The organism is Flavobacterium plurextorum, assembly GCF_024638035.1.
GTDB classification, from domain to species: domain Bacteria; phylum Bacteroidota; class Bacteroidia; order Flavobacteriales; family Flavobacteriaceae; genus Flavobacterium; species Flavobacterium plurextorum.
Genome location: NZ_CP100442.1, coordinates 3185637 through 3212187, shown reverse-complemented (window position 1 = coordinate 3212187; position 26551 = coordinate 3185637). Strand labels below are relative to the sequence as shown.

Here is a 26551-nt window from a genome sequence, read left to right as displayed (position 1 = left end):
AATGCAAATGAAGGTATGTTTATTAATGAAAAGCTTTTCATTTTTTTAGATAAAGCAAGATCACTGCACTTACTTGATTTAGAAAAAGGAACACTTATAAAACTAGATAGTATCCAGAAATATTCTGTCTCAGCAGATAATCGATATCTAATAACATTAGAACAAAACAAAAAGGAAAACTTGTTGTCGGTAAGAAATTTTGAAGGCAAAATTCTAGAGATGATTGTAGGGGTTAAGGAATACAAAATGAATAATTTTGGGAATGCTTTGGTTGGTTTTATTGATAACCAAGAGATTAAAAGTATTTTGTTAATTAAACTTGGCGCAGTGATTTCAAAATTTAAAATTTTGGAAGGAAGACAGGGAATTTATTCCAATTTAACGTGGAGCGAAAGCAGCGGCTCATTTGCATTTTTGGCTCAAAACAGTAAACAAAACCAAAACAAGTTATTTCATTATTTGGTTAAGCATAATAAACTTTCCGAATTTATGCCTCAGAGTACAGAGGACTTCCCTGAGGGATTTCAGGTAAGCGCAATACCTAATACTTTAACCATCTCCCCAGACGACAGCCGTTTGATATTCAATATTTCTAAAACGCTAAAATCTGAAATTCTCGATCCGGTCCAAATTTGGAACACGAATGATGCAGTTGTCTATTCAGAAAAAGTGCATTCAGGAGAATTAGACAATACGCTTATTACAGTTTCATGGCAGCCTCAAAACGCAAGATTTCTAAAAATAACAGACAAGGACAGACCTTACTGTACCCTGAACAGTTCAAAAGATTTTGCCTTGGTCTTTGGCTTTAACAAAGGCAAACCACAATACGGTGAAAATCGAAAAGTAGACTACTATGTTACAGATCTTCGAAAAGGTAGTCAGCATCTGCTTCTCGAAGATCATCTAATGGGCCTGCACAACACCAGTATGTCGCCCAAAGGCACATACATTGCTTACTTAAGAAATAATGAATGGTGGGTCTATGATTTTAAGACAAAAGTTAAAATAAAACTTGCCAATACAGACAGCAGAAATTTTGAAAACATAGAATATGCTCAGGAAAAAAAATCATATGGCATAGGTGGCTGGAGCTCAGATGATAAATATATACTGCTGTATGACCGTTTTGATATTTGGAAAGCTTCTATAGACGGAAAAAAAACTTCAAAAATAACCAGAGGTAGCGAAAAAAAAATAAAATTCAAAACAGTACCTGATGACAAGAAAGTTTTTTTTCCTAATTCAGGGAATATTGGCCAGGAAGTAGACTTAGACAAACCAATTACACTATCCGCTACAGGTGAAAATCAAACTGGTTTTTTTCTACTTTCTCCCAGAGGAGATCTCAAAGAGATTAGCTATGGTAAATCTTTACATTCCAAAATATCAAAATCCATTAATACTGATAAATTTATATACATAACTCAGTCCTATGACTCTCCTCCTAGTCTCGTTTATCTAAACCCTAACACACAGGAAAAAAAACTGGTCTTCCAAAGTAATATGCATCATTTTAATTATAATTGGGGCAGACAGGAATTCATAAAGTACAAAAATTCAGCAAATGAGGAGTTGAATGGAACTTTGTATTATCCTTTTAATTATGACGCTACAAGTAAATATCCAATGCTTGTATTCGTATATGAAGAACTCAGCTATAGGAATCTATATTATACCAATCCTTCCCGATATAATTTGACAGGATTTAATCTCTCGTCCCTCACAGCAGCAGGCTATTTTGTTTTAATGCCTGACATTAAATATAAAATCGGTGACACTGGTTTCTCCGCTGTCGATTGTGTACTGGCTGCGACTAAAAAAGTAATAGAGTCAGGAATAATAGATAAAGAAAGGATAGCATTGATGGGACAATCCTTCGGTGGTTATGAGACTAATTTTATAGTTACTCAAACTAATCTCTTTAAGACAGCTATTTCAGGAGTGTCAATTTTTGATTTGGAAAGGATGTATTTATCAATAAGTGAAAGTGCAGGAAAACCTGAATTATGGAGATTTGAATCACAGCAGTGGAGAATGGGTACTTCCTTATTTGAAGGAAGAGAAAATTATGAACGAAATTCTCCATCAACTTATGTGGAAAGTATAAATACTCCAATGTTAATTTGGTCTGGAGCTGAAGACAGACAGGTAAATCCTGATCAAAGTGTTGCATTATATCTCGCGTTAAGAAGATTGGAGAAAAAAGGCATTTTACTTATGTATCCAACAGAATCACACTCTTTAATGCTTAAAAAAAGCCAGATTGATTTATATAATCGTCTTAATGATTGGCTGGCTTTTTATTTAAAAAACGAGCCTCCAACAGATTGGATTAAAAAAGGTTTACAATAAAAAAAGCAGACAATAACAAATTATTGTCTGCTTGATTCTCAGCCTTAATCGATGATATTAAGGCTGATGCGTAAGCAATTCAGTACAATCGGAAGCAGGTGTTGGTTTTCCATACATTTGATTATTGGATGCATCAACACAAAAAGCTTCGCTTATATTATTACACTCACGTACAGGCTCACAGTTAGAAGGTGCGATTCTTTTCCATCCCTGAACATCTGTAGTCTTGATAGCACTCACTGAGTTGCTGGTGCTCACTGCTCCCGCAGAAGCCAGTACAAAAGCAGCCACTGGCAGAATTAATTTAATTGATAAAACTTTCATAATTTCTAAAATTTAATATGAAATAAAATTGATCTACTCTATTCTACAGGTTTTCGATCTCACCCCTGTTGCCGGCCCGACATATAACATTTTAAAATTTGATTTTATTTTTAAGCGGATCACTGAACTTGTATGAAACCATTCTACTTCCCGTAATAATATAGATATGTGAATCTGTGGCTATCATATCATCTATTTTTTCTCCATCCACCTTGTAGATATAAAAACTCATTAAATAAGATTTATTGAGTACATCATAAACATCAATTACATTGGCATTTTGCCACATTTTTTTTCCCTCAAATCGCCCTGGCAGCATAGAATTGACAAATAGTAAATTACGATGAAGCGTGCTAAGGCGGTTGACCAATAATGGAGGGTTTGAGAATGTACGTTGGTTTTTAGATTTTATATATTCAATTTTCAGTGAAGCTTTACTAGTGGTGTCAATTGTGTTACCTCTGTGCAATAGTTTAAGTTTGTCATCAGTCACTATATATTCGTTTCTATAATAATATAGATATACAAATTTCTCTGTCTCTTTACTGTACTGCAAAATACCATCTGTATCAAAGAGACCATCAGACTGCTTTTGGAGGAGTTCATATGAAGGCTGTAACTTAGAACTCGATATATCCAATAGCGAAAGTAAATTTTCCCTTTTATTGTTCAGATTCCGAATTATAAATGTGGTAGAATCTATAACGGAAGCTTTTGTAAATCCGGGTATCCTTGCTGTCTGCAATTCAGCTTTTAACTTGTTGAGTCTTCCTCTAAAAATGCACGGAACTTTACCATCATATACAAAAAAATAAGGAGGTATCACTTTTAGCTTTATGTTCAGAAATCTAAAAAGAGTATCTGTAATTTGAAAATGATAAGTCCGCATTTCACCAAAATCTGTACGAACTTCAGTTATAACTGCAGGCGCCGTAGGGTTTCCTAGATATACTTTATCTCCGTTCTGACCTGCAAAATAATAAGTATTAGCTTTTAGATTTTGAGCCGCTTCACGCGTAGCAGGAAATGGTGGAAATATTCGGGTAAAATTATTCTGTTTATGTGCTAATTGATCTGATCTTATATAAAGTCCAACCATTAGAATAATACAAGAAACAATAGAAACTGTAATTCTTTTATAGAAACGTAATGCATCTGTTTCCAAACAATTTAAAGCAATGAAGGCAAGAACGGAGAAAAAAATATTGAAATAAAAATGCTGGTCCCAGTTCATTTTTTCCAAAATTCCTCCACAGGAACAAGGGATATAGGAACTGTAATTTAAGATTAAATAAATATAAATTGAGAATATAACCATTAGTCCGAACCCCGCATATAAACCTACTTTTCTGAATTTAGGCACTGCTAAAAGTACAGCTATAACTATTTCTGCCACAGGCACAAGAAATGCCAGATAAGCTGCAAATGAACTTATTAAAGGTGACTGCCCGAGCTGAACCTGAAAATTCTCAAAATCCAACAGCTTGCTAACAGCCGCATATACAAAAAGAAGTATATAAAGGATACAGATAACTTCTATAGTATATTTTTTAAATCCCGTATTAATATTAAGTTTCATAACTAGTCCTTTTGAATTCAACAATGTAAAATTCTGAATTTCAAAACAATAACACTTATACTATCGGGAGCAAAAATTAACTATGAAGGATTAAAGTGATCCAATGGAAAAAAACTACCGGCTTTTCCTCTACCGAGTTCTTTAGGACAAAATCCAAACTGCTTCTTGAATGATTTAGAAAAATTAGGATAGCTGTTAAAACCGTTCATAAAGGCAATATTCTTCAGGGGAATATCGGTCTGCTCTATCATAAGGTAAGCCCTTTTGAGGCGCTGCTCTGTATAAAACTTGTGGACACTTGTATGGAAAAAATGCCTGAATCCGTCTTTAAGTTTAAAATCATTTGTACCGAACTGTCTTGCCAGTTCCTTAATGGATGGTAATGGTTCGGTCAGATTTGCTAATATATAATCATAAACCCGCTGCAGCAGGCGCGCATCAGTTTGTCCGAAATTAGAATGTTTGTCTGATTTTATATCTAAAGATTCCAAAGCAGGTTCCTTAACCTGAAGAAAGGGAGCCACAAAACTAAGAACGGTAAACTTACCATCCAATAATCTCGATACGGAACACTCGGCAGTTACACTCAGCTTTTTGAATGTTATAAAATTCAGTGTAATGATTTCACCTGATAAAAGCATTTCTTCCAGTTCTTTTATCTCAAGTTCAGACATACTGCTGAAGTCATCGTTTAAGAAATCCTGTATCGGACGTCTGAGCATGTCTGCTGCATTATATCCCAAAATTTCCAAGGCACCATGATTTACATTTTTTATATAATGGTTTTCATCCAAAATAAAAGTCGCAGGTGTTACCATCCTGTGGGTAATATAGGGATTTACAAAACCGGAATGAAAGGCAGACTCTTTAAGTTCTTCAGCGACCATGTTTACCAGAACCACCAGGGTCTCAATTTCATCATCATAGGTACTCAGGGGAATCTGGTTATTGAAATTGCCCCGTGCCATCTCAAATAACATCTTCTGCATAAATATCATCCGCTTGCGGTTGTGGGGGCTTTTCATCAGTTCTGATTTTATATGTTTAGTATTTTCTGGCTGCTTTATCACTAAAGAAAGCCTTTAAGATAATCCAGTGCTTCCTGCTCAATAGTAAAGATTCTTGTAGGCACAGAGGGCTTGCTGATTTCCAGATAAAAAGTGCTCATTGTCATGGAAACATTTTCACTGCCGATCAGAGCGACTGCTTTTGCAAGCAGTGAACCAGATTTGGCGAGATAGTCTCTGGCTGCTTTGTCAATTGAGGCTATGCCTCTTATATCACAAAAAACCGGAAGTGGTCTTTCATTCTGCAATGCAATTCTGTCAGCTACGACACGCATTGCCACTTCTAAATCAATAGTCGTATTGGGCTTGTATTGGAAAAAAAGAATTCCTTTTTCAATCCAAAACCTCGCGCTTTGATTCTCATAAGATTCATGTGCTGCATTCATGTCTTATCAGTTTTAAATAAGGGGTTGTAATTTAACAAAAATATAAAGATTAAGAAACATTATAATTGCCAAATGTGGATTATTTCTTGCAAAAACATCAAATTCGTTGCTAAATCGGGAACTAAACTTGTCATAATGGGAGTAAAATATCGTAAAATAAAAATATTTCCATTTTTTATAAAGAATTTTAGACAACTGTTTTTCAGACAGTTAAATATAAAAAACACATAACCCTAAAAATCTTATAGAAAATGGCAAAAATAAAGCACAACAATTTTATCGATACAGTTGATACTGTTTTTTCAAATGCAAAAGAAAAAGGCATACTGCACCTATACGCAGAAGGTGAATATCTCAATGGCCGAACCATAAAAATTAACGGAAGCGAAATGCTCCATTTCGGAACTACAGGATATCTTGGACTCGAACAGGACAAAAGGCTGAAAGAGGCCGCAATAAATGCCATAAGTAATTATGGGACGCAGTTCCCACTTTCTAAAACATATCTCTCACATCCTTTATATGCTGAACTGGAAAGCAAAATTGAGCAGATGTACAGTATACCGCCAATTATCACCAAGAACAGTACCCTTGGACATATCGCAATTATCCCCACCTTGATAAGAGATGAAGATGCCGTAATTATTGATCATCAAGCGCATTGGAGTGTACAGAATGCCTGTCATATTCTTAAACTTAGGGGAATACCAGTGGAGATGATACGCCATAACAACCTAGAAATGCTGGAAGACAAAATTCGCACGCTAATGGGCAAATCCGGCAAAATCTGGTACATGGCCGATGGTGTTTATTCTATGTACGGCGATTATGCACCAGTAGAGGAGCTTTTGAACCTAGCCAGAAAGTATCCGCAGCTTCACCTCTATTTTGATGATGTCCACGGAATGAGCTGGAAAGGAAAAAACGGAACGGGATTTATCTTTGACGCTATTGGAACGCTGGAAGAAAATATTGTGGTTGTCAGCACACTGAGCAAAACATTTGGTGCCAGCGGCGCTACATTTTTCTGCAGTGATCGCAAATTACGTGAAAAAATTAAAACTTTTGGAGGCCCTCTTACCTTCTCAGCTCAGCTAGAACCGGCATCAGTTGCCGCTGCAATCGCATCCTGTGACATACATCTCTCTTCGGAAATCTATGAGCAACAATCTCAACTTGCAAAAAAAATAACACATTTCGGAACGCTACTTTCAAAAAGCAGCCTGCCTCTTGTCTCTGAAAACGATTCTCCCGTTTTCTTTCTTGGAATGGGCACACCATCAACTGCATATAATTTTACCAAGCGCCTTTTCTCAGAGGGCTTTTACCTCAATCTTGGCATATACCCGGCAGTACCCATAAAAAATACTGGAATCCGTATCACGATATCTGCACATAATAAAATTGAAGATATAATAGATCTTGCCCGTGCAATGGATTACCACTTCCACAAAGCACTAGAAGAAACTGGAAGCAGTGAGCAAAAGATACGGCAGGCTTTTAGAATGGACATCAAAACGAAGCTGCCTGCTCAAAAACAGCAAACAGAACTACTGCAAATTGAACAACAAGTAACAATAGAGAACATCGACAAGCAGGAATGGAACAAGTATCTGGGCGCTTATAATATCCTTAATTGGGAGGGAATGCATTATCTTGAGCAGACTTTCGCAAACGCTCAGGATCCAGGCAATAAATTGGATTTCTTCTATTATATTATTCGTGACCAAAACATGCAGGTGGTTTTAATGACCTTCTGTACATTCGGGATATGGAAAGATGATATGCTGGCTACAGAATCAGTATCAAGGCACCTTGAAGAAACTCGAAAAACAGACCCCATGCATATGACTTCCAAAGTTCTAAGCACAGGTTCATTGTTTACTGAGGGACTGCACTGCTATATTGACAAGGATAATCCTCTTGCAGAGCAATCAATGAGAATGCTGTTAAACAAGCTGGAGGAATCATACAATATACTATCGGCCGATATGCTCATTCTGCGTGATTTTGAAAATGGATTCCATTTCGATGAAATGATTAGAAATCAAGGGTATTTCAGGATCGATATGCCCGAATCATGTGTTATTGAAAATAAAAAATGGTCTGCAGCAGAAAGTTATGGTTCCCTACTTTCTACGCGCTCCCGCCAGCATTTCAATCGGGAAATACTGCCGTATGAAAAATTCTATGATGTAGAAATTAAAGACTGCCTGAGTCAAGAAGAACTAAACAGGGCCTACCAATTATACTGTAACGTAAAGGACCACAATCTTGCCATAAATACCTTTACCTACAACAGGCAGGTATTTGAAAATATGAACAGCTCTGCAAACTGGGAGTTCATTATCTTAAGACTCAAGGATGTTAATGCAGGGGATTTCATCGGGATAATGTTCTGCTATAAAAATTCAGGAAAAGTATATGTACCTGAACTTATCGGCATGGACTACATTGCTGGTGACGGCTTCAACTTGTACAGACAGCTTTTGTACCAAACAATTAAAAGAGCACGAGAGCTTGAAATTGGACGAATCGATTTCGGCATATCGGCAAGTTTTGAGAAGAAAAAACTGGGAGCTTCTATAATACCGAAGGTCGCTTACGTACAAGCCAGAGATAATTTTGCTATGGAACTCATGCAGACTCTGCAGAATGAAACCAGCATCCCCCGCTGATCCATCTACATTTTAATTCCAGCGAAAAGTGACCTCATAAATTTCTGGGCAGTAATGCCCCAGCTTTTCCTTGTTCAAATAAATCTAAATTCTGTTGTCATGATAAGATCTACATGTGAGAACGCACTTCAGGTTATTCGAAAAGCAGAACAGCAATTCAGCTTAGATCCTGAACATATAATTGAAAAATCCTACCATATGACTACCGTACTTCGAAACCTGCTTGCTACGGTTAAAAAAATTGTTTTAGAAAAGGGATTCTCCGACGAAAATGAAGAGATTAATTTTTTTAAGAGTATTAAACCCCAAATACTGGGAAAACTGATATTCTACAATAAAGTTTTCCGAATTGAAGCATCCTGCCCTGTTGTAACCGGAAAAATGCATCATAAATATTTTTCCAATGAGCTTAATCTCCTCAAGCAGGAATATAAAGAGCACTTTTATAACACTGACTTTTATCGCTACTATCGCACGGGAAGAACCGAATGGGACCACCATTTTTTCTGTCGGGGAAAAATAGACCTTCATGAGGGAGTTAATAGTTTTGTTTTTGAAATTGACACGCAATTTTCCACCTATTATGATTATAAGGTGGCGCGTATAATTGCTAACGAACTTCTTAACAGTTACCTCGTTTCCAAAATTGAGCCCGACACGCAGCAGACCAGCATTTTTTCAGATGGTAATGCAGCTAACAGAGATTTTTTCTGGACAGATTCAAAGAATGCATTGATCGAACTAATCTATGCTCTTCATGCATCAGGCAGCATTTCCCATGGAAAAGCCGGCATCCGTAAAATCAGTATGGTTTTCCAGCTGCTTTTCAGGATCCAGCTCGGTGATGTCCATCACGCCTTCCATCGGATGAAAGACAGGACTGACAGCAAAAGTATTTTTCTGGATCAGCTGAAATCATCCCTTAAACAGCACATGGAAAAAGAGTTATAAGAGCCTTTTTAAACTTGTAATTCTCTTGCCAATGAGGTGCAATTGGCATCGAATGACTACTAGCATATAATTACTTTCATATGCTCCATTATCCCAGTAAATCAGCAACTCATCTTAATTTTTTATTCAGTTAAAACTTTCACAAAACAGCATTTTACATTGGCGGAAATTGGCAATAAAAAACTTTTGCCATCAGCAACTTTGCATCATTAATGTAAAACAAACAGCCATGAATATAGACAGAATGGAATTCATTTCCTGGATGGAAAGGATGATAGAACGTTTCGACCTTTTGAGCGCGCATATCAGTGAACTTGAAAAAAAGCGCGGAAGTGTTGACGGCGAAGAGCTATTGGACAATCAGGATATATTGCAGATGCTTAAGATAAGCGGGAGATCACTCCAGCGTTACCGATCAATCGGCAGGCTGCCCTATTATACCATCAGCGGAAAAATATATTATAAACTATCGGATGTACACCAATTTATCAGAGAAAGTATTAATGTCCGAATACCCAAAACGTACGCCAAGGAGTGAAAAATAACGCCAACAGATTCCAGCTTTTAGTTAGCACTTTCTCACGATTTAATTTCACAAATGAATTTAAAATTAAAAATCATGAGCGAACAAATTAAAGATGCACTGAATACTCCTGAAGAGTTATCAGATATACTGCTGGTATTCGATAAAGAGAAAAAGAAAATCATGGCGGTAAAAGGCATTGACCAAAATGGTAATCTGGAAACCGTTGACCCTACCCGCAAAAATCAGAATCAGTTTATGCGGGTAGATAAGCAGGGAGATTTGTTTTCAAATTTCTTTTCAAATTTTTTCAGCCAGCTGAAGAACCCAACTAATTTTTCGTTCTTCAAAATCCCAGCACTGCTGGCTGTTGATACTTCAAAAGAGATGCAGAAACAGATAGATCGTCCCACACCTGAAGGTGAGCAATTAATGAAACAGCACGAAGTAAAAGATTATAAACAAAAAAATGAAATTAATATGGAAACAGCACAGACAAATCCGGAAACAAGTGAATACAAATACAAACCGGAACAAATCGATTGGGAAACATTAAACCATTTGGGTTTAAGCAAAGAAAAACTTGAAAAAATGAGCCTGCTTGATCCGCTACTCAAAGGATACAAAACAAATGAACTTGTACCGGTAAGTCTTAATCTTGGTACTGCCGTCACCAGAATGGATGCCCGTTTATCGCTTAAACAAAATGAGGAAGGACAGGTCGTATTGGCCATTCACGGCATCCGAAAAGAACCTAATCTGAATTATCCTTTTTTCGGTCACGAGTTCAGCAAGGAAGATAAAGACAATCTACTCAAAACAGGCAATATGGGACGCGTAGTGGATCTCACCAATCCGAAAAACAATGAGATCATGCCCTCCATTATCAGTATAGACAGGCTGACCAATGAGGTGATAGCACTGCGCACGGATTTCATTAAAATTCCCGATGAAATTAAAGGAATTAAGCTGAGTGAAGAGCAAAAGCAAACCTTGCTGGAAGGCAAACCGCTTGCTCTAGAAGGAATGGTTTCCAAGAAAGGAACTGCCTTTGATGCATCTGTGCAATTCAATGCCGATAAACGTTTTGTTCAATTTCTCTTTGACAGAAATGACCCTAACAGACAGGCGCAAGGCAATCAGCAGAGCCAAACTCAGGGAGCCCCAAAAAACTTTAGAGATAAGGAACTCAATAATGAGCAATATCAAAAGCTCAAAGATGGTCAGACGGTTTATATCAGCGGCTTAGTGGATAAAAAAGGAAAAGAATACAATGGATATATCACATACAACAAAGAAACCAATAAAACAGATTTTTCATTTCAAAATCCAGATAAAATCAAAGAACAGATAAAACCTTCTGAAGCGCATAAAACGCAGACCGCTGTCAATTCCGAAGGCAAAACTAATGAAGCTACCAAGAACATAAAGGGGCCATTAAAATCAGGACAGACAAATCCAGATGACAATAAACAACAGCAGCAACAAGAAGAATCAAACGCACCTGGTAAATCAAAAGGGCGTAAAATGTAATAAGATATGATAACAATTATTGCAGAAAAGCCCAGTGTAGCAAGGGAAATAGCCGTTATAATCAGAGCCACCGAAAAAAAAGATGGGTACCTGACAGGTAACGGCTATTTTGTTACATGGGCGCTAGGCCATCTTGTAGGATTAGGAATGCCCGAAGATTATGGCATCACGGGATTTGAAAAAGGATCACTGCCGATACTTCCAAACCCTTTTTTACTGACTGTCAGAAAGGTCCGTAAAGATACGGGCTACTCTGCCGATAAAGTTGCAGTAAAACAACTGAAAATCATTGAAGAGCTCTTTAATAATAGCGATAGCATTATAGTTGCTACCGATGCGGGACGTGAGGGAGAGCTTATTTTCAGGTACATTTACCAATACCTAAAATGCAACAAACCCTTTGAACGGCTTTGGATAAGCTCCCTTACCGAAAAAGCTATTAAAAAAGGCTTTTATAATCTCAAAGACGGAAAAGAATTTGACGGATTATATCAAGCAGCACAAGGCAGAAGCCGTGCCGACTGGCTCGTGGGTATCAATGCTACACAAGCGCTCTCCATCGCAGCAGCCAACGGGGTTTATTCACTCGGGCGAGTTCAGACACCGACTCTGGCTTTAATATGCAGACGCTATCTGGAAAACGGGAGTTTCAAGGTAAAAAATTACTGGCAGATACAGTTGTCACATAACAAACAATTAATAGATTTTAAAAGTATCTCAAAAATCAAATGGGAAGACAAAAAACTTGCCAGTGATACGCTGAAAGCCATTCAGCGAAACGAAACAGCAATAGTTACATCGGTAGCAATTAAAGGCGTCACAGAGCATCCGCCTTTATTGTTCGACCTTACCGGGCTGCAAAAAGAAGCCAATAAAAAATTGAACCTTTCCGCAGAAGAAACCCTTAACATTGCCCAAAACCTTTACGAAAAAAAGTTCATCACATACCCACGTACCGGAAGCAAATACATTCCTGAAGATATGTGGGCAGACATACCCAATCTTGTGAGAGCTTTGCAAGACAAGGAAAACTGCAAACCAGCTATTTCAAAAATGAAATGGGGACGTTTTAATAAACGTATCGTGAACGATTTGCGTGTTAGCGATCACCACGGATTATTGATTACGGATAAAATCCCATCAGCCCTGAATCCAAAGGAAAATGCGGTTTATGATATGATTGCATTTCGATTACTCGAAGCCATTTCACAGCCCTGTATTAAAGAGTTGACCGATGTCGGTTTACAGGTACTGCATTATGATTTTACCACTAAAGGCTGCAAGATTATAGAAGCGGGCTGGCGTTCCATTAAAGGCAGTTTCTATGATGATACAGAACCAGTACTGGATTTACCTGAGCTGAAAAAAGGCAATGATCTTAAAATAAAAGAAGCTTCCGTTTTGGAAAAGAAAACCAAACCACCTGTGCTTTATACTGAAGCAGGCCTTTTGTCGGCTATGGAAAATGCCGGGAAAGAAATTGAAAATGAAGATGAACGTAAGGCTTTGCAAAATATTGGTATCGGAACCCCGGCGACAAGAGCTGCGATAATTGAAAGGTTGTTTACCCGTAATTATATCCAAAGGGATAAGAAATCCTTGATACCGACAGAAAAAGGACTGCAGGTATATGAATTGGTCAAAGACCAAAAAATAGCAGATGTGGCTATGACAGCCCAGTGGGAACTCGCATTGCAGAAAATCGAAAATAACGAATCAGATGCTGCAACATTTCAAAAGGAAATGGAAAATTACGCTGCATCTATTACCAATGAACTTTTGCAGACTCCCATTGCCAAAAATAACTTGCCAGACCTCATATGCCCCAAATGTAAAAGCCAACAACTCATCATACGTGACAAAATAGTAAAGTGTCCTGATGAAAAGTGCAATTGGGTGCAGTTCCTTAATGTATGTGGCGTGCAAATCGCAGTCGGCGATATTAAAAGCCTTGTCAGCAAGGGTAAGACTTCACTCATCAAAAGGATGAAAAGCAAGTCAGGAAAGATGTTCAATGCCTACATCGTTCTGAAAGATAATGGCGAAACTACCTTTGAATTTGAAAAAAAATAAAAGCTTCACAAGTAATGGAAAATAAGCCTACTGTTAGCACAATGGAAATAAGAAATCTAATTTAATGGACATTTAGGTCTGCAGAATGCTGCAAATATTGAACAATTAAATAAATAAACCCTCTGAATTATCCGAGGGTTTTGTTTTATTTTGGACTTCTAGAAAAGCCTAGCCATTGTCAAAACTTTAACTTAGAATATCATTTACTCGCTCTTCTTAGGGCTATCCTTTGGTAGCAGATGCTTTAAATTGGGGTCATTTTTAATGCGGTCCAATTCAGTTTCAATAACCAGAACAATATCCCGTTTTATCTGTTTATAGTTAGCATCAATTTCCTGTTTCATATTATCCTCGCCACTTTTTTCAGCAAAGGATAAAATCTGTGGTATCTTTTTGTAGGTGTTGGTTTCGGCAGCTACCTTGTCATTATCTACAACAATCTCCGCGTGGAAAATCTTCTGCTCAATACGCTGATCAAAATTATCAGATACAGCCCCGACAAATATTCCCTGGGTCAATGTCGAAATTTTAGATGCCGGAATAAGGCTATCCAATTGTGTGGAAATTGATGTTGATGTGTCATTGCGGTTGATTGATAAACTTTGCCTTTTCTGGAGCACCTTGCCAAAACGTTCCGAAAGATTTTTGGCAGTTTCTCCTACCACCTGGCCACTGAAGATATTGCCCACTGTATTTTGGATCACTTTGCTTTCCTTGTCGCCGTAATCGCGGTTCAATTGCGAAAAATCCTGAAAGCCCAAACAAACGGCCACCTTATTACTTCTGGCAGTTGCAATAAGGTTATCCAATCCTCTAAAATAGATGGTAGGCAGCTCGTCTATGATAACCGAACTCTTCAATTGACCCTTTTTGTTAATGAGTTTTACAATACGTGAATTGTACAATCCCAGTGCTGCAGAATAGATATTTTGGCGGTCAGGATTATTGCCTACGCATAATATCTTAGGCTCTTTGGGATTGTTGATGTCCAATGAAAAATCATCGCCTGTCATAACCCAATAGAGTTGTGGCGAAATCATTCTTGACAAAGGAATTTTTGCAGAGGCTATCTGTCCCTGTAATTGGTCTTGTGCTCCACCTTGCCATGCATCCATAAAAGGCGACAAATAGTTTTCCAAATCGGGATATGAGGTTAAAATGGTAAAAACGTCTGAATATTTTTTATTCAAGAGTTCTATAGCGTGAGGAAATGTACAATATTTTCCGTCGTCATAGATTTTCAGATACCATATTATGGCTGCTAAAAGGATAATCGGGCTTTCCACAAAGAAGTCACCCTGCTTCTGTATCCATGACCTATTGAGGTTCAGCATTATCGTGTATGCGGCTTCGTAAGCATCGGAGATATCGGTCATAAAATCGGGATTAAGAGGATTGCAGCGGTGGCTCCTGCGCGGATCGTCAAAGTTAATAACGTAGAATTTGGGCTGTATTTTGTACTTATCGTGATGCTTCAATAAATGATTGTAGGCAATGGTGGAAAGGTCATCAAATTTGAAATCATAGATGTACATAGAAAAGCCTTTCTCAATCTGCTGTTTGATGTAATTGTTTACAATTGCATAGGATTTTCCTGAACCCGGAGTACCCAACACGATTGATGCTCTGAAAGGATTTACTATGTTTATCCAACCGTTGTTCCATTTGCCTTTGTAGTAAAATTTGGTGGGTAGATTGACGGAGTATTCGTTTTCCATCAATTTAGTCTCCTGCTGAAAGCTCTCGTTTTCATTATTGAAAACATCGTCCATCAGGTTGGTACGCAGCAATCGGCTCATCCACACACCTGCCATCAACAGAGCGATATAACCTAACGAGATAGTAAGAATATACAGGAATGTACCTATTACCGAAGATAGCTTTAACAACGGTGTGTTCAAAAAGAAAAGCACAAAACCAACGCCCAAAGCCACGTAAATTTTAGACCAGGTTATCTTCTCATTCTTTACGCCTTTCGTTCCTAAACAACTTAAAGCAAGCAATACCAAAGCGAAGGCTTTAGTATATAAGGTATGTGAAAATAAACCTGCTGTTCTATCGAAGTTGCCTAATATTTTGTTGATTACTTCCAACGTCCAGCCACGTTCCATAAAGAAACCGTAGCAGAACCAATAAAGGTGCATCAATACCAAAAGGATACTGACTGCCCTCATAAAAGCCATTATTTTGGCTAAACCTCTTAAATCGTCTTCTCCCTGCATTATTTTAATTTTTAATGTTCGGGCGTGAATTTAAAGGCTCTACTTAGTGACTATAAGAATGTGGCATTCAATGGCGGTGCGTGGCAGTCTTTGGCTGAATGTATCTGAATATAAAAATAGCGAAGGAAAACCTCCGCTATAACAATTGTTGGAATTTTTATATCTCTTTCTTTTCTCCATTATGCAAAACTCTGTTGGCACTTTTTAATACTGAAATGGCTTTATTCAGCTTATCAATTTATTGATATTTTCTTTATAGGTTTGTCCGATTGGTATTTTATGCACATCAATTAAAATCCTATTGCCTTCAATTTGTTTGATTTTATTTTTAGCCACAATAAAGGATTTATGGGTTCTTATAAAATCTACTTGTGGGAGCAATTTTTCAAGATCTGAAATTTTTTGAGGACTAATAATCATCTCATTCTTCAGATACACTTTGATAAAATGTCCGTAAGCTTCTATAAATAATACCTCTTCAAAATGAATTTGATAATGTTTTTTATCGCCTTTTAAGAAGAAACTATTCGTATTGGGTCCTGTTTCATTGGTCAAAGATGGAGAAGTAGTTTTGTTATTTTGTAATGTGTCAATTGTTTTGTTAATCGCTTTTATAAATCGTTCAAAACTAAATGGTTTCAGTAAATAATCCGAAATATTAAGTTCATAACCTTCCAAAGCAAATTCTTTGTAAGCAGTAGTAACAATTATTTTGGGCGGATTGGGCAATGTTTTTAAAAAATCGAACCCCGATAATTTGGGCATATTAATATCCAAAAACAACAAATCGACCGTATTTTCATTTAAAAACTGCATCGCTTCAAACGCATTATAACAATTCCCTTTCTTTTTGAGATGTACTAAATTTTCGCAATAGTTTTCAATGATGCGATGTGCGATAGGTTCGTCATCAATGATTAAATAGCCAATCATATCGTTTCTATTTTTAGCGTTAATTTATATACAAAATCTCTAGTTTCAATCTCAATTTTGTGTTTATTCGGATACAATAATTTTAAACGCTGTTTTAAATTCTCAATTCCAATACCAACAATTTCATTAGTTTTCCGAGGTTCAAAGTTATTTTTAATTTCATAATAGATGATGTCATTATCCGTTTTTATATGAATATGAATAAAAGCATCTTCAGTTAAACTTTCCACGCCGTGTTTAAATGCGTTTTCTAAAGGAATAATAAAAAGTAAAGGAGCTATTTGATAATCAGTATTTTGAGATTGATTAAAAACAATATCCACTTTTTTTTGATACCGTATTTTATGCAGCTCAATGTAATTTTTTAAATATTCTACTTCATCTTTTAGTGTTACCACATCTTCTTTTCCCATATAAATGGTATATCGCATAATGTCAGATAATTTTAAAACAACCTTTGGTGCATCATCCGATTTTTCTATAATTAAGCCATACAAATTATTTAAAGTATTGAAAAAAAAATGCGGATTGATCTGGCTTTTCAATAACGATAATTCTGCTTTTGATTTTTTTGCTTCCAGGGTTTTTAACCACTTCCATTGCTGATAAAACCACATTAAAAGCATTACAAAAAAAGGAATTGTCAGGATGATTTTAATTTCTTTTTCTTGTTGGAAATAACGGTTTGCATCATCAATATAAACTCTGATGTAGTAGAAATAGCCGAAAGCTAAAATGTAAAAACCAATAATAATCAATGCGTATTTCTTAAAATAGGAAGGTGCTATAATGGAGAAAAAACAAAGTCCAACGCTGATTAATCCAGCAAAAGTTATCGGATTATCATCTATTTTGGAATTCAAATCATTTATAATAATGACTACAAAAAATAAAATCAGTGCGATGAGTTTTAAGCTGATGGTTTTATGCTGTTTTAAAAACGAAAAATAATGAATAGGCAGAGAGATTAGCATCCAGCTAAAAATAAAGCTCAACGTATTTGCCAATACGGCTGAACTGTCAATATGAATACAATTAAAATGCAATAAAACAATAACTAATACCCGATGGATTAGCAATCCGTATAAGAAGGCTTTGTATTTTTTGAGAAATGCAATCATAAGCCAAAATTAACGATAATTGCCCTTTTTCGATTACAATACGCATCAACTTACTCTAAAATAGCATAAACACTACCTTTTTCTGCTTCAACTTAATTTGTGAGCATTCATCAATTGTCTGTGATGATTACCAATGCGTTTAAGAAAAAAACTTTACACCGTTTTGGTTTGCCTATATGTTTGCTGAAAATTTAAACATTAAAATATTATGAAAAGCTATTTTAAAATAAAGCTAGTAATGCTATTGTTAACCCTACAAAATGTAGTAGCACAAGAGAAAAACTCATTGCAAACAAAAGAAAAAAGCGAGATTATAACTTCAATAAAAACGTATCTTGCACAATCTTATATCGATTTGGAGATATCCCAAAAAATGATAACTGAGCTGGATAAGAATTTAAAATCTAATAAGTACGAGAAAGTCACAAGTCCTTCCGGATTTTCTAAAATAGTAACTGAAGATCTGCAAAGTATCAGTAAAGACCTGCACCTTATAGTTCGATTTGAACCGAAGCGTATTGCTCAAGAGAAACGTATTATTTCGGAAGAAATGAAATTGGAAACGGAGAAAAAAATGGCGATGCAAATGGCAGATATTAATTACGGATTTACCGAAGCAAAAATACTCGACGGAAATATTGGTTATTTGAATTTACGCCTGTTTGCAGATATAAAATATGCGGAAGAAACCGCAACAGCAACGATGAATTTTTTAAGCAATACCAACGCAATTATTATTGATTTACGTTCAAATGGCGGTGGAGTTCCGAGTATGATGCAATTGCTGTCAAGTTATTTTTTTGATGAAAAACCCGTTTTATTAAGTGATTTCTATGAACGAGAAACAGACACAAAAACGCAATTGTATTCGTTCGCAAACGTGGCAGGAAAGCGAAGTACCAACAAACCGGTTTACGTTTTAACAAGCAAGCACACATTTTCTGCGGCAGAAGCCTTTGCTTATACTTTAAAACATTTAGATAAAGCTGTTGTAGTAGGCGAAATTACTAAAGGTGGTGCAAACCGGACCAAACGAATTAATTTAAACGACGAGTTTACATTATTGGTTCCTTACATCCAATCTATTCATCCGATTACAAAAACAAACTGGGAGGGAAAAGGCGTGAAACCAACTATTGAGACCAATGAAAAAGAAGCCTTTGTATATGCTTATATTGATGCAATTAACAAGACCATAAAAAAAGATAAATCGAATATTTTAAACAAGATTGGCTACAACTTTTTAAAAGAAAAATCTGTTGATGATGCTATAATTGTATTTCAGGGAAACGTGAAACTATTTCCTAATAATGCAAATAATTGGGATAGTTTAGGTGAAGCCTATTTCATAAACAGCGATAAAGAAAATGCTTTAAAATCATACCAAAAAGCTTTAGAGTTAGACCCAAATTCAGAAGCTGCAAAAGCAATGATTAAAAAATTGAGTAACATTAAATAAAAAAATGGGTAGTAGTTTAGTTTCCGCTGCGTGCTACGAATGCAACGGAAACTCATTCTAAGGTTTAACTGGTCTAAGATAAATCAATGCCAAGAGCAAAAAAACAGCTGTAATGCAAGCACAATTAGATTAAATAGGGCTTTTTGGTGATTTAATATAAAGAGGTTCATTCTATATCTCTTTCTTCTCTCCATTATGCAAAACTCTGTAATATTGATTGCCTTCAATCAACAAGCCTTCCGATTTTTGGTTGGGAATACTTTTAGAGTAATCTTTGGGATGTTTCACATCAATTCCTATCACTTTTCCGTTATGTTTTTTGTTGACTTTCGATTGAAGTGTATGTCCTACCACGATTGATTTTGCATTGAATTGCTTTAATCCTTGTTCCACTTCTTCTTGGGTCAAATCATCTTTAAAATATCCTCTGTACCAAGCAATACCTTTGTGCGAAGAAATTAATAATTGTTCCAAGTTTTTTTCAGGATTAGGATAGTATGGTTTATAGTAATTACTACGAATAGTCTGATTTACTTCATCTAAATTCGTTTTGTATTTTGCTAAATCTGGGTGTATTCCTCCGTGTGCAAAGAGAATTCCGTTAATTTTTTCAATTGAATTTTTACTCGACATCCATTTTCCAAGAAACGAATTAGTACCATACAAGTCGGTTTGCTGTTTCTTTAAGATAGAGGAAACGTGATAATATTTTGGCGAAGTATTTTCAAAATTTCCTTGCATATTTTTCAACTCGTGATTTCCCAAAATGTAATGGACAGTTCCGTTTTTTTCTTTTGCTTCCTGTTCTAATTTATAAATAAACCAAAGTACTTGTGTAGTCGAAAAATCTCTATCTACGAAATCCCCAAGTAAAACCAAATGTCCGTTCCCAAATGTCCAATTTAATTTTTCGTCAATTACTTTATTGGTAATCAAAAAATCACGGAAAGTCTTAAAACCGCTTTCAATATCGGAAATCGCAAAAATTTTAGCGTTGTCGTTATAAATAGTTGCCGGAATTTCAATTTTGCTGTTGATGGTAAATTCAAAACGGGTATCATCTAATGGAAAATAACAATAAGCCGGGATTTTTGAATTGGAAGCATATTCTTTTTGGTCTAAATAAAACCCTTTATCCTGATTTCCTCTGATGTAATTTACCGTTACAACACTGTCATTTTTATCAAATAGGTAAGGACCATCTTTATCCCAATTCATCATTTCAGGGTTTTCTGCATAGCGAAAACTTGCACCGTGATACAACCCGAATGAGATTGCCAAAATTCCAAGTATTACAAATGTTATAATGATATGTTTTACATATCTAAAAATTCGTTTTTTCATATGATTTCGATTAAATTTCTGTAAACCTATAAATGCTTTTTCCGTTTCTAAAACAATTGTGGTAAACGACTTCTGTAATTAGACAAACAGTATTTTCATCATCTCAAAGTGCTTTTATCACTCATTTCTATTGTTTCAAAACTGTTTAGCGACAGTTTGTCAACGTTCTTGCAGTGGGCAATTTATAGTTGTAATATTGCACTATGGCATTAATAAAAAGAAATATAAAATGGATTGTAATTGCTCTTTTGGTAATAGCAATTGTTCCGCTATTGATTACTACTTACGAAGTAATTTTTACTAAAAACCAATCCATAGTATTTTTAGGGAACTACCATCCAAAGGTTGCGTTTCTTGTTGTCACTTACTATTTATTTCTGCTCGGCTTAGGTATTTTTTGGGTGGTTCGTCAGTTTTTATTTATGTCCAAACTAAAAAATGAAAAAATGAAAGCCGAATTAATGCTTTTGAAAAGCCAGGTCAGTCCGCATTTCTTTTTCAATACGCTCAACAACTTGTATGGTTTGGTGGCGAAAAATCCTCAAAAAGCACAAGAATTGATACTGAAACTTTCGGATATGATGCGTTACAGCATTTATGAAGGTGAAAAGGAAACGGTTACTATTCAGGAAGAAATTGATTTCTTAAACAACTATATCGAGCTTCACAAAATGCGTTACCATAAACAAATAAACGTTGATTTTAAATGTAAAATTGATGAAAACCGGAAAGTTGTTCCATTGCTATTTATCATTCTTTTAGAAAATGCGTTCAAACACGGAGTTGAAAATTTGAGGGAGAATGCTTATATAAAAATGAATTTAACAACTTCTGAAAACGAAATCTGTTTTACAATTGAAAATAATTATGATAAAGCCGAAAACCAATCAGGAATTGGCTTGAAAAACTTGAAAAGAAGATTAGAATTAATTTACCCAAATCAGCACGAATTGACTTTTTCAATCACAGAAAATGTATATCAAGCTCAACTAATTTTGAAACAATTATGATAACATATTTAATCATTGACGATGAACATATCGCTCACGACATCATAAAAGGATATTGCGATTTACTACCAGATATGCGGTTAATGAAAAACTGTTATGATGCGTTGGAAGCCTTTGAATATTTGAACAAAAATGAAGTTGATTTAATTTTTTTGGATTTGAATATGCCCGTTTTAAAGGGTTTTGAATTTTTAAAAACGCTAAAAAATCCTCCAAAAGTAATTGTTACGACCGCTTATCAAGAATTTGCTTTAGAAGGATATGAACACAATATTTCTGATTATTTGCTAAAACCATTTGGTTTTGAACGCTTTTTAAAAGCCATCAATAAGGCGTTTGATAGTTCTGTTAATCACAAAATCGTTTCTTCTGAAAATAGTGAGGTTTCAAATCGGATTTTTGTACAAAGCAACAAAAAGCACATTCAACTGGAAGTTGAAAGCATACTTTACATTGAAGCAACAGGAAATTACACCAAAATAGTAACCACGAGCGAAACCATTACAATTCGTGAAAAATTTTCTGCTTTTCTGGAACAATTACCTACAAATGAGTTTGTACAAGTTCACAAATCTTTTGCAGTTGCTACAAAACACATTAAAAGCATTGAAGGAAATGTTATATTCATTTCAAATTATAAAATCTCGATTGGCAAAACTTATAAATTGAATGTTATTCAGTTGTTGAAGTAGTTTCTGTCTTCCTGTCGGTTATTAAAATTACCGCTAACGTTGCGGGAATTTATGAAGGAGGGGAATTTTTAGCACAAAAGTTCAATAGAATTACTGCTGTTGAACTTTGCGTAAATGTTTCATAGAAGCACTTCAGCCGCCATATTGCCAAACTGCTGTTAGCGGTTCAGGCTTTGTGTTTTGCTAACTTTCGGTTGTTTCAAGTTTCATTCTCAACAAAGGATATTCCTTTCCTTGGTCATCTTTATCTGTCCGTTCGTATGTTTTAAATCCGAGTTTTTTGTAAAACTTAACCGCATTTGTGTTTTGTTCGTTTACGTCCACTTTGTCGGCTTGTAATTCTGAAAAAGCAAAATCAATCAGCTTTCTTCCAAGACCTTTTCCGATATATTCAGGCGAAAAGAAAAGCATTTCTATTTTTCGTTCAGCAAGACCAATAAATCCTGCTACTTTGTCATTTTGTTTTAGACAATAAACTTCAAAATCATTAAAATTGAATGTCTGTACGAGTTGTTTGATTTCTTCAAAGTCAGTCAGATTTAGAAAGTCGTGAGTTGCCAATACAGATTTTTCCCAAATGTTAAGAATTTGTTCTCTGTCTTTATCTGTATATTTTTCTATTTTGATACTTTTATTTGTCATAATTCAACGTTTTGCAAATGTGCTTTTGTCTGTCATTCTTTAATTTTTATTGTTCCTTTCCTGTATAAGTCCAATGCTTTTTGCAAAATGTTTTCAATTGTTTTTATAGGCAAATCTTGGTTTGGATTAACTCTAAAAATTTTCATTCGGGAACGTTCGCCTTCTTCCAGTTCGGGGTAGTCAAGATATTTTCCTTCTACCATAAGAATATACGGTTCGTCCGTCTTTTTATCTGTCCACAAATAGCAAAACATTTTTTTCTTATAGCAGAAGCAGGGCATTCCCCACTTCTGCGTTTCAGTAACATTTGTATCTTGGTCAAGAATAATACTTCGCAGCGCCAACAAGCAACTCTTGTTTGGCTCTTCTTTATTCAAATAATAGTTATGAAGTTGCTCAACCATTTTATCTATTTTACAGCAATTAAAAAGTCAATTTCTGCATCACTTGGATTTTGTGCTTTTTCGCCAAAAACTTCAAAGTCTGCCGTAAATGCTCTGTTTAAATTCATTTTCCAAATTTCCAACCACTTGTTTATGATTAAATCTTTCATTAAATCCCCTTTGGCAGATAGTTTTACATAGTTTCCACCGTCAAACGACTTGCCAATCATTCCGTTGGGAATGTTGTTTAAATTTTCTACTCTGCAACCCAAAATTGTCGAGTATGGTTTTGTGTGGTCGCTTTCGTAATCTGTGTATATGGAATATACCGTGTTGTCAATTTTGTTTGGAATTGCTTCCAAAATTTTATCATTCATAAACTTACCCCACAAATCTGCTATATCTTTTGCAGCCTGATTGTTTTCGTTTGTGGTTTTTACAGAAATGCCGATTACTTTAAAAGGCTCAATTTTTACTTTGTTCATTTTTGAAATAATTTTTAGTTAAGCCACAAAACTAAAATGGTATTGCGACAGCCCTATGTCAAGGGTTGTGAAAAATATTTTTCCTTGCAAATTTCAAAATATTCTTGCAAGGTTATTTTATGTGGTTCAAACTGTTCATTTAGTGTGGCTAAGTTTTGAATTCTATCCAAACGAAATGCCCTAAAATCTTTCCTTAGTGAGCAAAAAGCAATGAGTAACCAATTATCCTGTGTGCTGTAAATGGCAAAAGGTTCAATTGTTCTTTCCGTTGTTTGGTTGGTGTCGGGTGAATGATATTTTATTTTGACAAAGTTAAAATTTGTCAAGGCTAATTGTAATGTTGATAGATAATTACTTGTTCTGTCGTTGGCTGCATTTTGTCTAAATACAGTTCGATCGGAAAGTAAGTTTGCTTTGTCCTTGGTATTGTTACGTAAAACAGATTTTATTTTGTTGATAGCTTCTGAATATTCTTTTATAAATGAAGCATCTTTATTTTTTAGTATAAGCTTTTCGGCAGTTATTAAGGCATTGGCTTCGCTTTCCGTAAACATTACGGGAGGAATTCTGTAACCCTCCATTAAAGTATAACCTTTACCATCTTCACTAATTATTGGAACACCCGCTTGTTCTAATGCTTTTATATCCCTATAGATTGTTCGCTTGCTAATCGAGAACTTTTCAGCTAATTCTTTCGCAGTTAATAACCGTTTCGTCTGTAATTGGGTCAAAATTGCAGTTAATCTGGAAAGTCGCTTTGTATCGTTATCATTCATTGGAAACTATTTATTAATCTTTATTAACTCATTTTTGCAAGGTTGTATGCTTCGTAAACAATTGTTTTTGTTACTACAAAATTTCTTACGGAAAGCAAACGTCAATTTACCACATAATTCATAATCTTGTATACTGGGTATTAACAGTAATTAATTTTTTAATATCATATGTAAAGTGGGGTATGGTTTTCCCGATGAATCCAATTCCGAACGACTTTTTGTTTCAAACCCACTTTTTTATAAAAACCTACTGCTTGTTCGTTTTGTTCATTCACATCCATTTTCTTTACATTCATTTTTTCAATTGAATAATTCAATAATGTTTTTCCTATTTGTTTACCCCTATAGTATGGATGAATGAATAACATTTCCAAATTTGGATCAGCTACTCCAAGAAAACCAGTTATTTTGCCTTCCTCATTTTTTACACACTTCAATCCTTTTCTTTTAAAAAGTGATGTGTTGCTCGAACAGATGCTTCCCAAATGTCGATCACTTCCTTGTATTCTGTTTTTTTATATTATCTATTTTGTATTTCATGCTATCTTAAATTACTACTAAAACCCAAATTTACCAAATAAAGCCTATGGTAAATATAGTTTTACGCCAAATACTGCCTTTCAAAGCGATTTTCCAACCCTTTAAAAAGCCTTGATAAATTAGACTTTCACAGTAAAAATGAGCAAAAATGGAAGTGGTAGCGATACAAAAATCCGCATAGAAAAACTATTGACTTCTCCTGCGTTTACGCTTCTTCTTCATTTTGTTAGCAAAATCCTGTTCTTCGTAATCTTCGCCCTGTGTTTCGGGAAGCAAACCACCCAATGCTTCAATCAAACCGTCTTCGTGTTTTTCAATAGTATTTAGGAAGTCAAACAAATGATGAGGTTCTTCCGCAGGAAGATCTGCATCATTTGATGTGGATGTTTTTGGAGGTTGTACGACAGGTTCTTTAATGTCGGGTTTGATATTATTGTTCCAATAGTCATTAAAGATATTGGCAGAAAGTTCCTTGCCTAAGCGTGAACCATTCCAAATTGTCTTAGAATTATGGTCAATAAAAGTTATTCCATAAATTCTTTCTGCGTCATTTCTCCTAACCACTACATTAATTCCTTGTTCGACTAACTTTTTCTTAAAACTCATTTCATCATTTGTTGATTGTAAAGCAATGTTTACAGCAGATTTTAAAGTTTTTTGAACAGGATTATTTTTTAATGCAATTTTACTTTGCTCAAAATGTAGTTCCAAAGCTGGAAGTCCAGCACTTTTCCCGAACAACGAAGCCTTGAACGGATGACCTGCTTTTTCTCCTTTTTCATTTAATGGAATGTACAATAAACCCTTCTGCATCTTTCCTTGCAATTCGCCTTCTACCTTTTCGGTCGTAATATTAAACAAAGAAAGCAAGGCATTGTATTCCCCCAAAGTTCGGTATTGATAATAGTTTGGCAAATGGCGAATAACTGAAGCTATTTGACTTTTTACATTGCCTGTTTTGTAATTTACAGGACGGAAAACCTTGTCGTTCTGTTTGTGTTCCTTATCTGTAGCAGGTATCAATCCGTGTTTCATTTCGAGTTCACGGCACACATTCATAGACCTCATTTTCGCAAATTTATCTGAAATCTTTCTGCCTTCTTCATCCACGCAAACCGAAACAATATGGATATGGCTTCGGTCAATATCAGTATGTTTGAAAACCACATAAGGCTGTTCGCTATAGCCCATTTCACGCATATATTCTTCAGCCATTTCCTTAAACTTATCATCACTTACCTCATCTTTCGGGTCGGGATTGAGCGAAATATGTAAAGTGTGTTTCTCGGTATTTCGGTTAGCAATCAAATAAGGTGCAAAAGATTGGGCTAATTGTGCAACGGAATAATGACCGCTCGCAGTTTCAATCATCTTATTGCCAAACAGAACCTGTCCGTTTTCATTCTCTACTTTTAGCTGATTGTACGCTAATGCACCGTATAAATTTCCGCTTCTTCCGATTTTTGCTATCATTT

Annotated in this window: 23 protein-coding genes; 9 read left to right on the top strand and 14 right to left on the bottom strand. The window is 35.5% G+C overall.

Translation table 11 applies throughout. The annotated features are described in order from the left end of the window. The first annotated feature begins 15 nt into the window (after window positions 1-15). Window positions 16-2355, top strand: a complete 2340-nt coding sequence (locus NLG42_RS14400) for an alpha/beta hydrolase family protein (protein ID WP_257681385.1) — start codon at window positions 16-18, stop codon at window positions 2353-2355. 57 nt (window positions 2356-2412) lie between these two features. Here NLG42_RS14400 and NLG42_RS14395 read toward each other — a convergent pair whose 3' ends face one another. The 4 genes from NLG42_RS14395 to NLG42_RS14380 form a co-directional block, all read right to left on the bottom strand. Then, complete coding sequence (locus tag NLG42_RS14395; protein ID WP_257681384.1) at window positions 2413-2679, bottom strand: DUF6520 family protein; 267 nt, start codon at window positions 2677-2679, stop codon at window positions 2413-2415. A 91-nt stretch (window positions 2680-2770) separates the two neighbouring features. Beyond that, entirely contained in the window at window positions 2771-4258 is a 1488-nt protein-coding gene (locus NLG42_RS14390; RefSeq protein ID WP_257681383.1) for a MauE/DoxX family redox-associated membrane protein, read from the bottom strand. A gap of 80 nt (window positions 4259-4338) precedes the next feature. Then, a complete protein-coding gene (locus NLG42_RS14385; protein ID WP_257681382.1) occupies window positions 4339-5283 on the bottom strand; it encodes a helix-turn-helix domain-containing protein in 945 nt (314 codons plus the stop codon). A gap of 44 nt (window positions 5284-5327) precedes the next feature. Next, window positions 5328-5711 (bottom strand): DUF7793 family protein, encoded by a 384-nt coding sequence (locus NLG42_RS14380; RefSeq protein WP_257681381.1) that lies wholly within the window; start codon window positions 5709-5711, stop codon window positions 5328-5330. A gap of 251 nt (window positions 5712-5962) precedes the next feature. On the opposite strand from NLG42_RS14380, the gene NLG42_RS14375 reads away from it, so the two are divergent. From NLG42_RS14375 to NLG42_RS14355, 5 genes are all read left to right on the top strand, one after another. Then, window positions 5963-8389, top strand: a complete 2427-nt coding sequence (locus tag NLG42_RS14375) for a bifunctional aminotransferase class I/II-fold pyridoxal phosphate-dependent enzyme/GNAT family N-acetyltransferase (protein WP_257681380.1) — start codon at window positions 5963-5965, stop codon at window positions 8387-8389. A 99-nt stretch (window positions 8390-8488) separates the two neighbouring features. Next, window positions 8489-9340: an RteC domain-containing protein gene (locus tag NLG42_RS14370; RefSeq protein ID WP_257681379.1), complete on the top strand. Its 852-nt coding sequence runs from the start codon at window positions 8489-8491 to the stop codon at window positions 9338-9340. Between the two features lie 229 nt (window positions 9341-9569). Continuing rightward, on the top strand, window positions 9570-9878 hold the full coding sequence (locus NLG42_RS14365; protein ID WP_257681378.1) for a helix-turn-helix domain-containing protein: 309 nt from the start codon (window positions 9570-9572) through the stop codon (window positions 9876-9878). Between the two features lie 81 nt (window positions 9879-9959). After that, entirely contained in the window at window positions 9960-11396 is a 1437-nt protein-coding gene (locus NLG42_RS14360; RefSeq protein ID WP_257681377.1) for a DUF3945 domain-containing protein, read from the top strand. A gap of 6 nt (window positions 11397-11402) precedes the next feature. Further along, complete coding sequence (locus tag NLG42_RS14355; protein ID WP_257681376.1) at window positions 11403-13469, top strand: type IA DNA topoisomerase; 2067 nt, start codon at window positions 11403-11405, stop codon at window positions 13467-13469. Window positions 13470-13672: 203 nt separating this feature from the next. Here NLG42_RS14355 and mobC read toward each other — a convergent pair whose 3' ends face one another. The 3 genes from mobC to NLG42_RS14340 all read right to left on the bottom strand — a co-directional run bounded on the left by mobC (window position 13673) and on the right by NLG42_RS14340 (window position 17745). Further along, window positions 13673-15691 carry a conjugal transfer protein MobC gene (gene mobC, locus NLG42_RS14350; RefSeq protein ID WP_257681375.1) on the bottom strand — a complete coding sequence of 673 codons (2019 nt, stop codon included), beginning with the start codon at window positions 15689-15691 and terminating at the stop codon, window positions 13673-13675. A 225-nt stretch (window positions 15692-15916) separates the two neighbouring features. Next, the gene (locus NLG42_RS14345) at window positions 15917-16624 is read right to left on the bottom strand and encodes a LytR/AlgR family response regulator transcription factor (protein ID WP_257681374.1); all 708 of its coding nucleotides are present in this window, start codon (window positions 16622-16624) and stop codon (window positions 15917-15919) included. Further along, window positions 16621-17745: a sensor histidine kinase gene (locus NLG42_RS14340; RefSeq protein WP_257681373.1), complete on the bottom strand. Its 1125-nt coding sequence runs from the start codon at window positions 17743-17745 to the stop codon at window positions 16621-16623. The genes NLG42_RS14345 and NLG42_RS14340 overlap by 4 nt, the downstream gene beginning before the upstream one ends. Before the next feature lie 238 nt (window positions 17746-17983). On the opposite strand from NLG42_RS14340, the gene NLG42_RS14335 reads away from it, so the two are divergent. Beyond that, window positions 17984-19204 (top strand): S41 family peptidase, encoded by a 1221-nt coding sequence (locus tag NLG42_RS14335; RefSeq protein ID WP_257681372.1) that lies wholly within the window; start codon window positions 17984-17986, stop codon window positions 19202-19204. A 171-nt stretch (window positions 19205-19375) separates the two neighbouring features. Here NLG42_RS14335 and NLG42_RS14330 read toward each other — a convergent pair whose 3' ends face one another. Beyond that, on the bottom strand, window positions 19376-20548 hold the full coding sequence (locus tag NLG42_RS14330) for a metallophosphoesterase (protein WP_257681371.1): 1173 nt from the start codon (window positions 20546-20548) through the stop codon (window positions 19376-19378). A 203-nt stretch (window positions 20549-20751) separates the two neighbouring features. Between NLG42_RS14330 and NLG42_RS14325 the strand changes: the two genes are divergently transcribed. Continuing rightward, on the top strand, window positions 20752-21558 hold the full coding sequence (locus NLG42_RS14325; protein ID WP_257681370.1) for a sensor histidine kinase: 807 nt from the start codon (window positions 20752-20754) through the stop codon (window positions 21556-21558). Next, window positions 21555-22250: a LytR/AlgR family response regulator transcription factor gene (locus NLG42_RS14320; protein WP_257681369.1), complete on the top strand. Its 696-nt coding sequence runs from the start codon at window positions 21555-21557 to the stop codon at window positions 22248-22250. The genes NLG42_RS14325 and NLG42_RS14320 overlap by 4 nt, the downstream gene beginning before the upstream one ends. Window positions 22251-22433: 183 nt before the next feature. On the opposite strand, the gene NLG42_RS14315 is transcribed toward NLG42_RS14320, so the two are convergent. The 6 genes from NLG42_RS14315 to NLG42_RS14290 all read right to left on the bottom strand — a co-directional run bounded on the left by NLG42_RS14315 (window position 22434) and on the right by NLG42_RS14290 (window position 26549). Further along, a complete protein-coding gene (locus NLG42_RS14315; protein WP_257681368.1) occupies window positions 22434-22892 on the bottom strand; it encodes a GNAT family N-acetyltransferase in 459 nt (152 codons plus the stop codon). A 32-nt stretch (window positions 22893-22924) separates the two neighbouring features. Continuing rightward, complete coding sequence (locus NLG42_RS14310; RefSeq protein ID WP_257681367.1) at window positions 22925-23296, bottom strand: DUF1801 domain-containing protein; 372 nt, start codon at window positions 23294-23296, stop codon at window positions 22925-22927. A gap of 5 nt (window positions 23297-23301) precedes the next feature. Further along, a complete protein-coding gene (locus tag NLG42_RS14305; protein ID WP_257681366.1) occupies window positions 23302-23760 on the bottom strand; it encodes a GyrI-like domain-containing protein in 459 nt (152 codons plus the stop codon). A 53-nt stretch (window positions 23761-23813) separates the two neighbouring features. Next, the gene (locus tag NLG42_RS14300) at window positions 23814-24536 is read right to left on the bottom strand and encodes a helix-turn-helix transcriptional regulator (protein ID WP_257681365.1); all 723 of its coding nucleotides are present in this window, start codon (window positions 24534-24536) and stop codon (window positions 23814-23816) included. A 164-nt stretch (window positions 24537-24700) separates the two neighbouring features. Then, the gene (locus NLG42_RS14295) at window positions 24701-24973 is read right to left on the bottom strand and encodes a GNAT family N-acetyltransferase (protein ID WP_307774276.1); all 273 of its coding nucleotides are present in this window, start codon (window positions 24971-24973) and stop codon (window positions 24701-24703) included. Between the two features lie 289 nt (window positions 24974-25262). Then, a complete protein-coding gene (locus NLG42_RS14290; protein WP_257681364.1) occupies window positions 25263-26549 on the bottom strand; it encodes a conjugal transfer protein MobB in 1287 nt (428 codons plus the stop codon). Window positions 26550-26551 lie beyond the last annotated feature (2 nt).

Bases quoted from the DNA above. Each gene is read 5' to 3' on its own strand.
- NLG42_RS14310 (WP_257681367.1), bottom strand. From the start codon at position 23,296: ATGGTTGAGCAACTTCATAACTATTATTTGAATAAAGAAGAGCCAAAC.
- NLG42_RS14390 (WP_257681383.1), bottom strand. From the start codon at position 4,258: ATGAAACTTAATATTAATACGGGATTTAAAAAATATACTATAGAAGTT.
- NLG42_RS14380 (WP_257681381.1), bottom strand. From the start codon at position 5,711: ATGAATGCAGCACATGAATCTTATGAGAATCAAAGCGCGAGGTTTTGG.
- NLG42_RS14325 (WP_257681370.1), top strand. From the start codon at position 20,752: ATGGCATTAATAAAAAGAAATATAAAATGGATTGTAATTGCTCTTTTG.
- NLG42_RS14315 (WP_257681368.1), bottom strand. From the start codon at position 22,892: ATGACAAATAAAAGTATCAAAATAGAAAAATATACAGATAAAGACAGA.
- NLG42_RS14290 (WP_257681364.1), bottom strand. From the start codon at position 26,549: ATGATAGCAAAAATCGGAAGAAGCGGAAATTTATACGGTGCATTAGCG.
- NLG42_RS14370 (WP_257681379.1), top strand. From the start codon at position 8,489: ATGATAAGATCTACATGTGAGAACGCACTTCAGGTTATTCGAAAAGCA.
- NLG42_RS14375 (WP_257681380.1), top strand. From the start codon at position 5,963: ATGGCAAAAATAAAGCACAACAATTTTATCGATACAGTTGATACTGTT.
- NLG42_RS14340 (WP_257681373.1), bottom strand. From the start codon at position 17,745: ATGATTGCATTTCTCAAAAAATACAAAGCCTTCTTATACGGATTGCTA.
- NLG42_RS14335 (WP_257681372.1), top strand. From the start codon at position 17,984: ATGCTATTGTTAACCCTACAAAATGTAGTAGCACAAGAGAAAAACTCA.
- NLG42_RS14345 (WP_257681374.1), bottom strand. From the start codon at position 16,624: ATGATTGGCTATTTAATCATTGATGACGAACCTATCGCACATCGCATC.
- NLG42_RS14385 (WP_257681382.1), bottom strand. From the start codon at position 5,283: ATGAAAAGCCCCCACAACCGCAAGCGGATGATATTTATGCAGAAGATG.
- NLG42_RS14330 (WP_257681371.1), bottom strand. From the start codon at position 20,548: ATGAAAAAACGAATTTTTAGATATGTAAAACATATCATTATAACATTT.
- NLG42_RS14320 (WP_257681369.1), top strand. From the start codon at position 21,555: ATGATAACATATTTAATCATTGACGATGAACATATCGCTCACGACATC.
- NLG42_RS14395 (WP_257681384.1), bottom strand. From the start codon at position 2,679: ATGAAAGTTTTATCAATTAAATTAATTCTGCCAGTGGCTGCTTTTGTA.
- NLG42_RS14305 (WP_257681366.1), bottom strand. From the start codon at position 23,760: ATGAACAAAGTAAAAATTGAGCCTTTTAAAGTAATCGGCATTTCTGTA.
- mobC (WP_257681375.1), bottom strand. From the start codon at position 15,691: ATGCAGGGAGAAGACGATTTAAGAGGTTTAGCCAAAATAATGGCTTTT.
- NLG42_RS14400 (WP_257681385.1), top strand. From the start codon at position 16: ATGTTTATTAATGAAAAGCTTTTCATTTTTTTAGATAAAGCAAGATCA.
- NLG42_RS14300 (WP_257681365.1), bottom strand. From the start codon at position 24,536: ATGAATGATAACGATACAAAGCGACTTTCCAGATTAACTGCAATTTTG.
- NLG42_RS14355 (WP_257681376.1), top strand. From the start codon at position 11,403: ATGATAACAATTATTGCAGAAAAGCCCAGTGTAGCAAGGGAAATAGCC.
- NLG42_RS14365 (WP_257681378.1), top strand. From the start codon at position 9,570: ATGAATATAGACAGAATGGAATTCATTTCCTGGATGGAAAGGATGATA.
- NLG42_RS14360 (WP_257681377.1), top strand. From the start codon at position 9,960: ATGAGCGAACAAATTAAAGATGCACTGAATACTCCTGAAGAGTTATCA.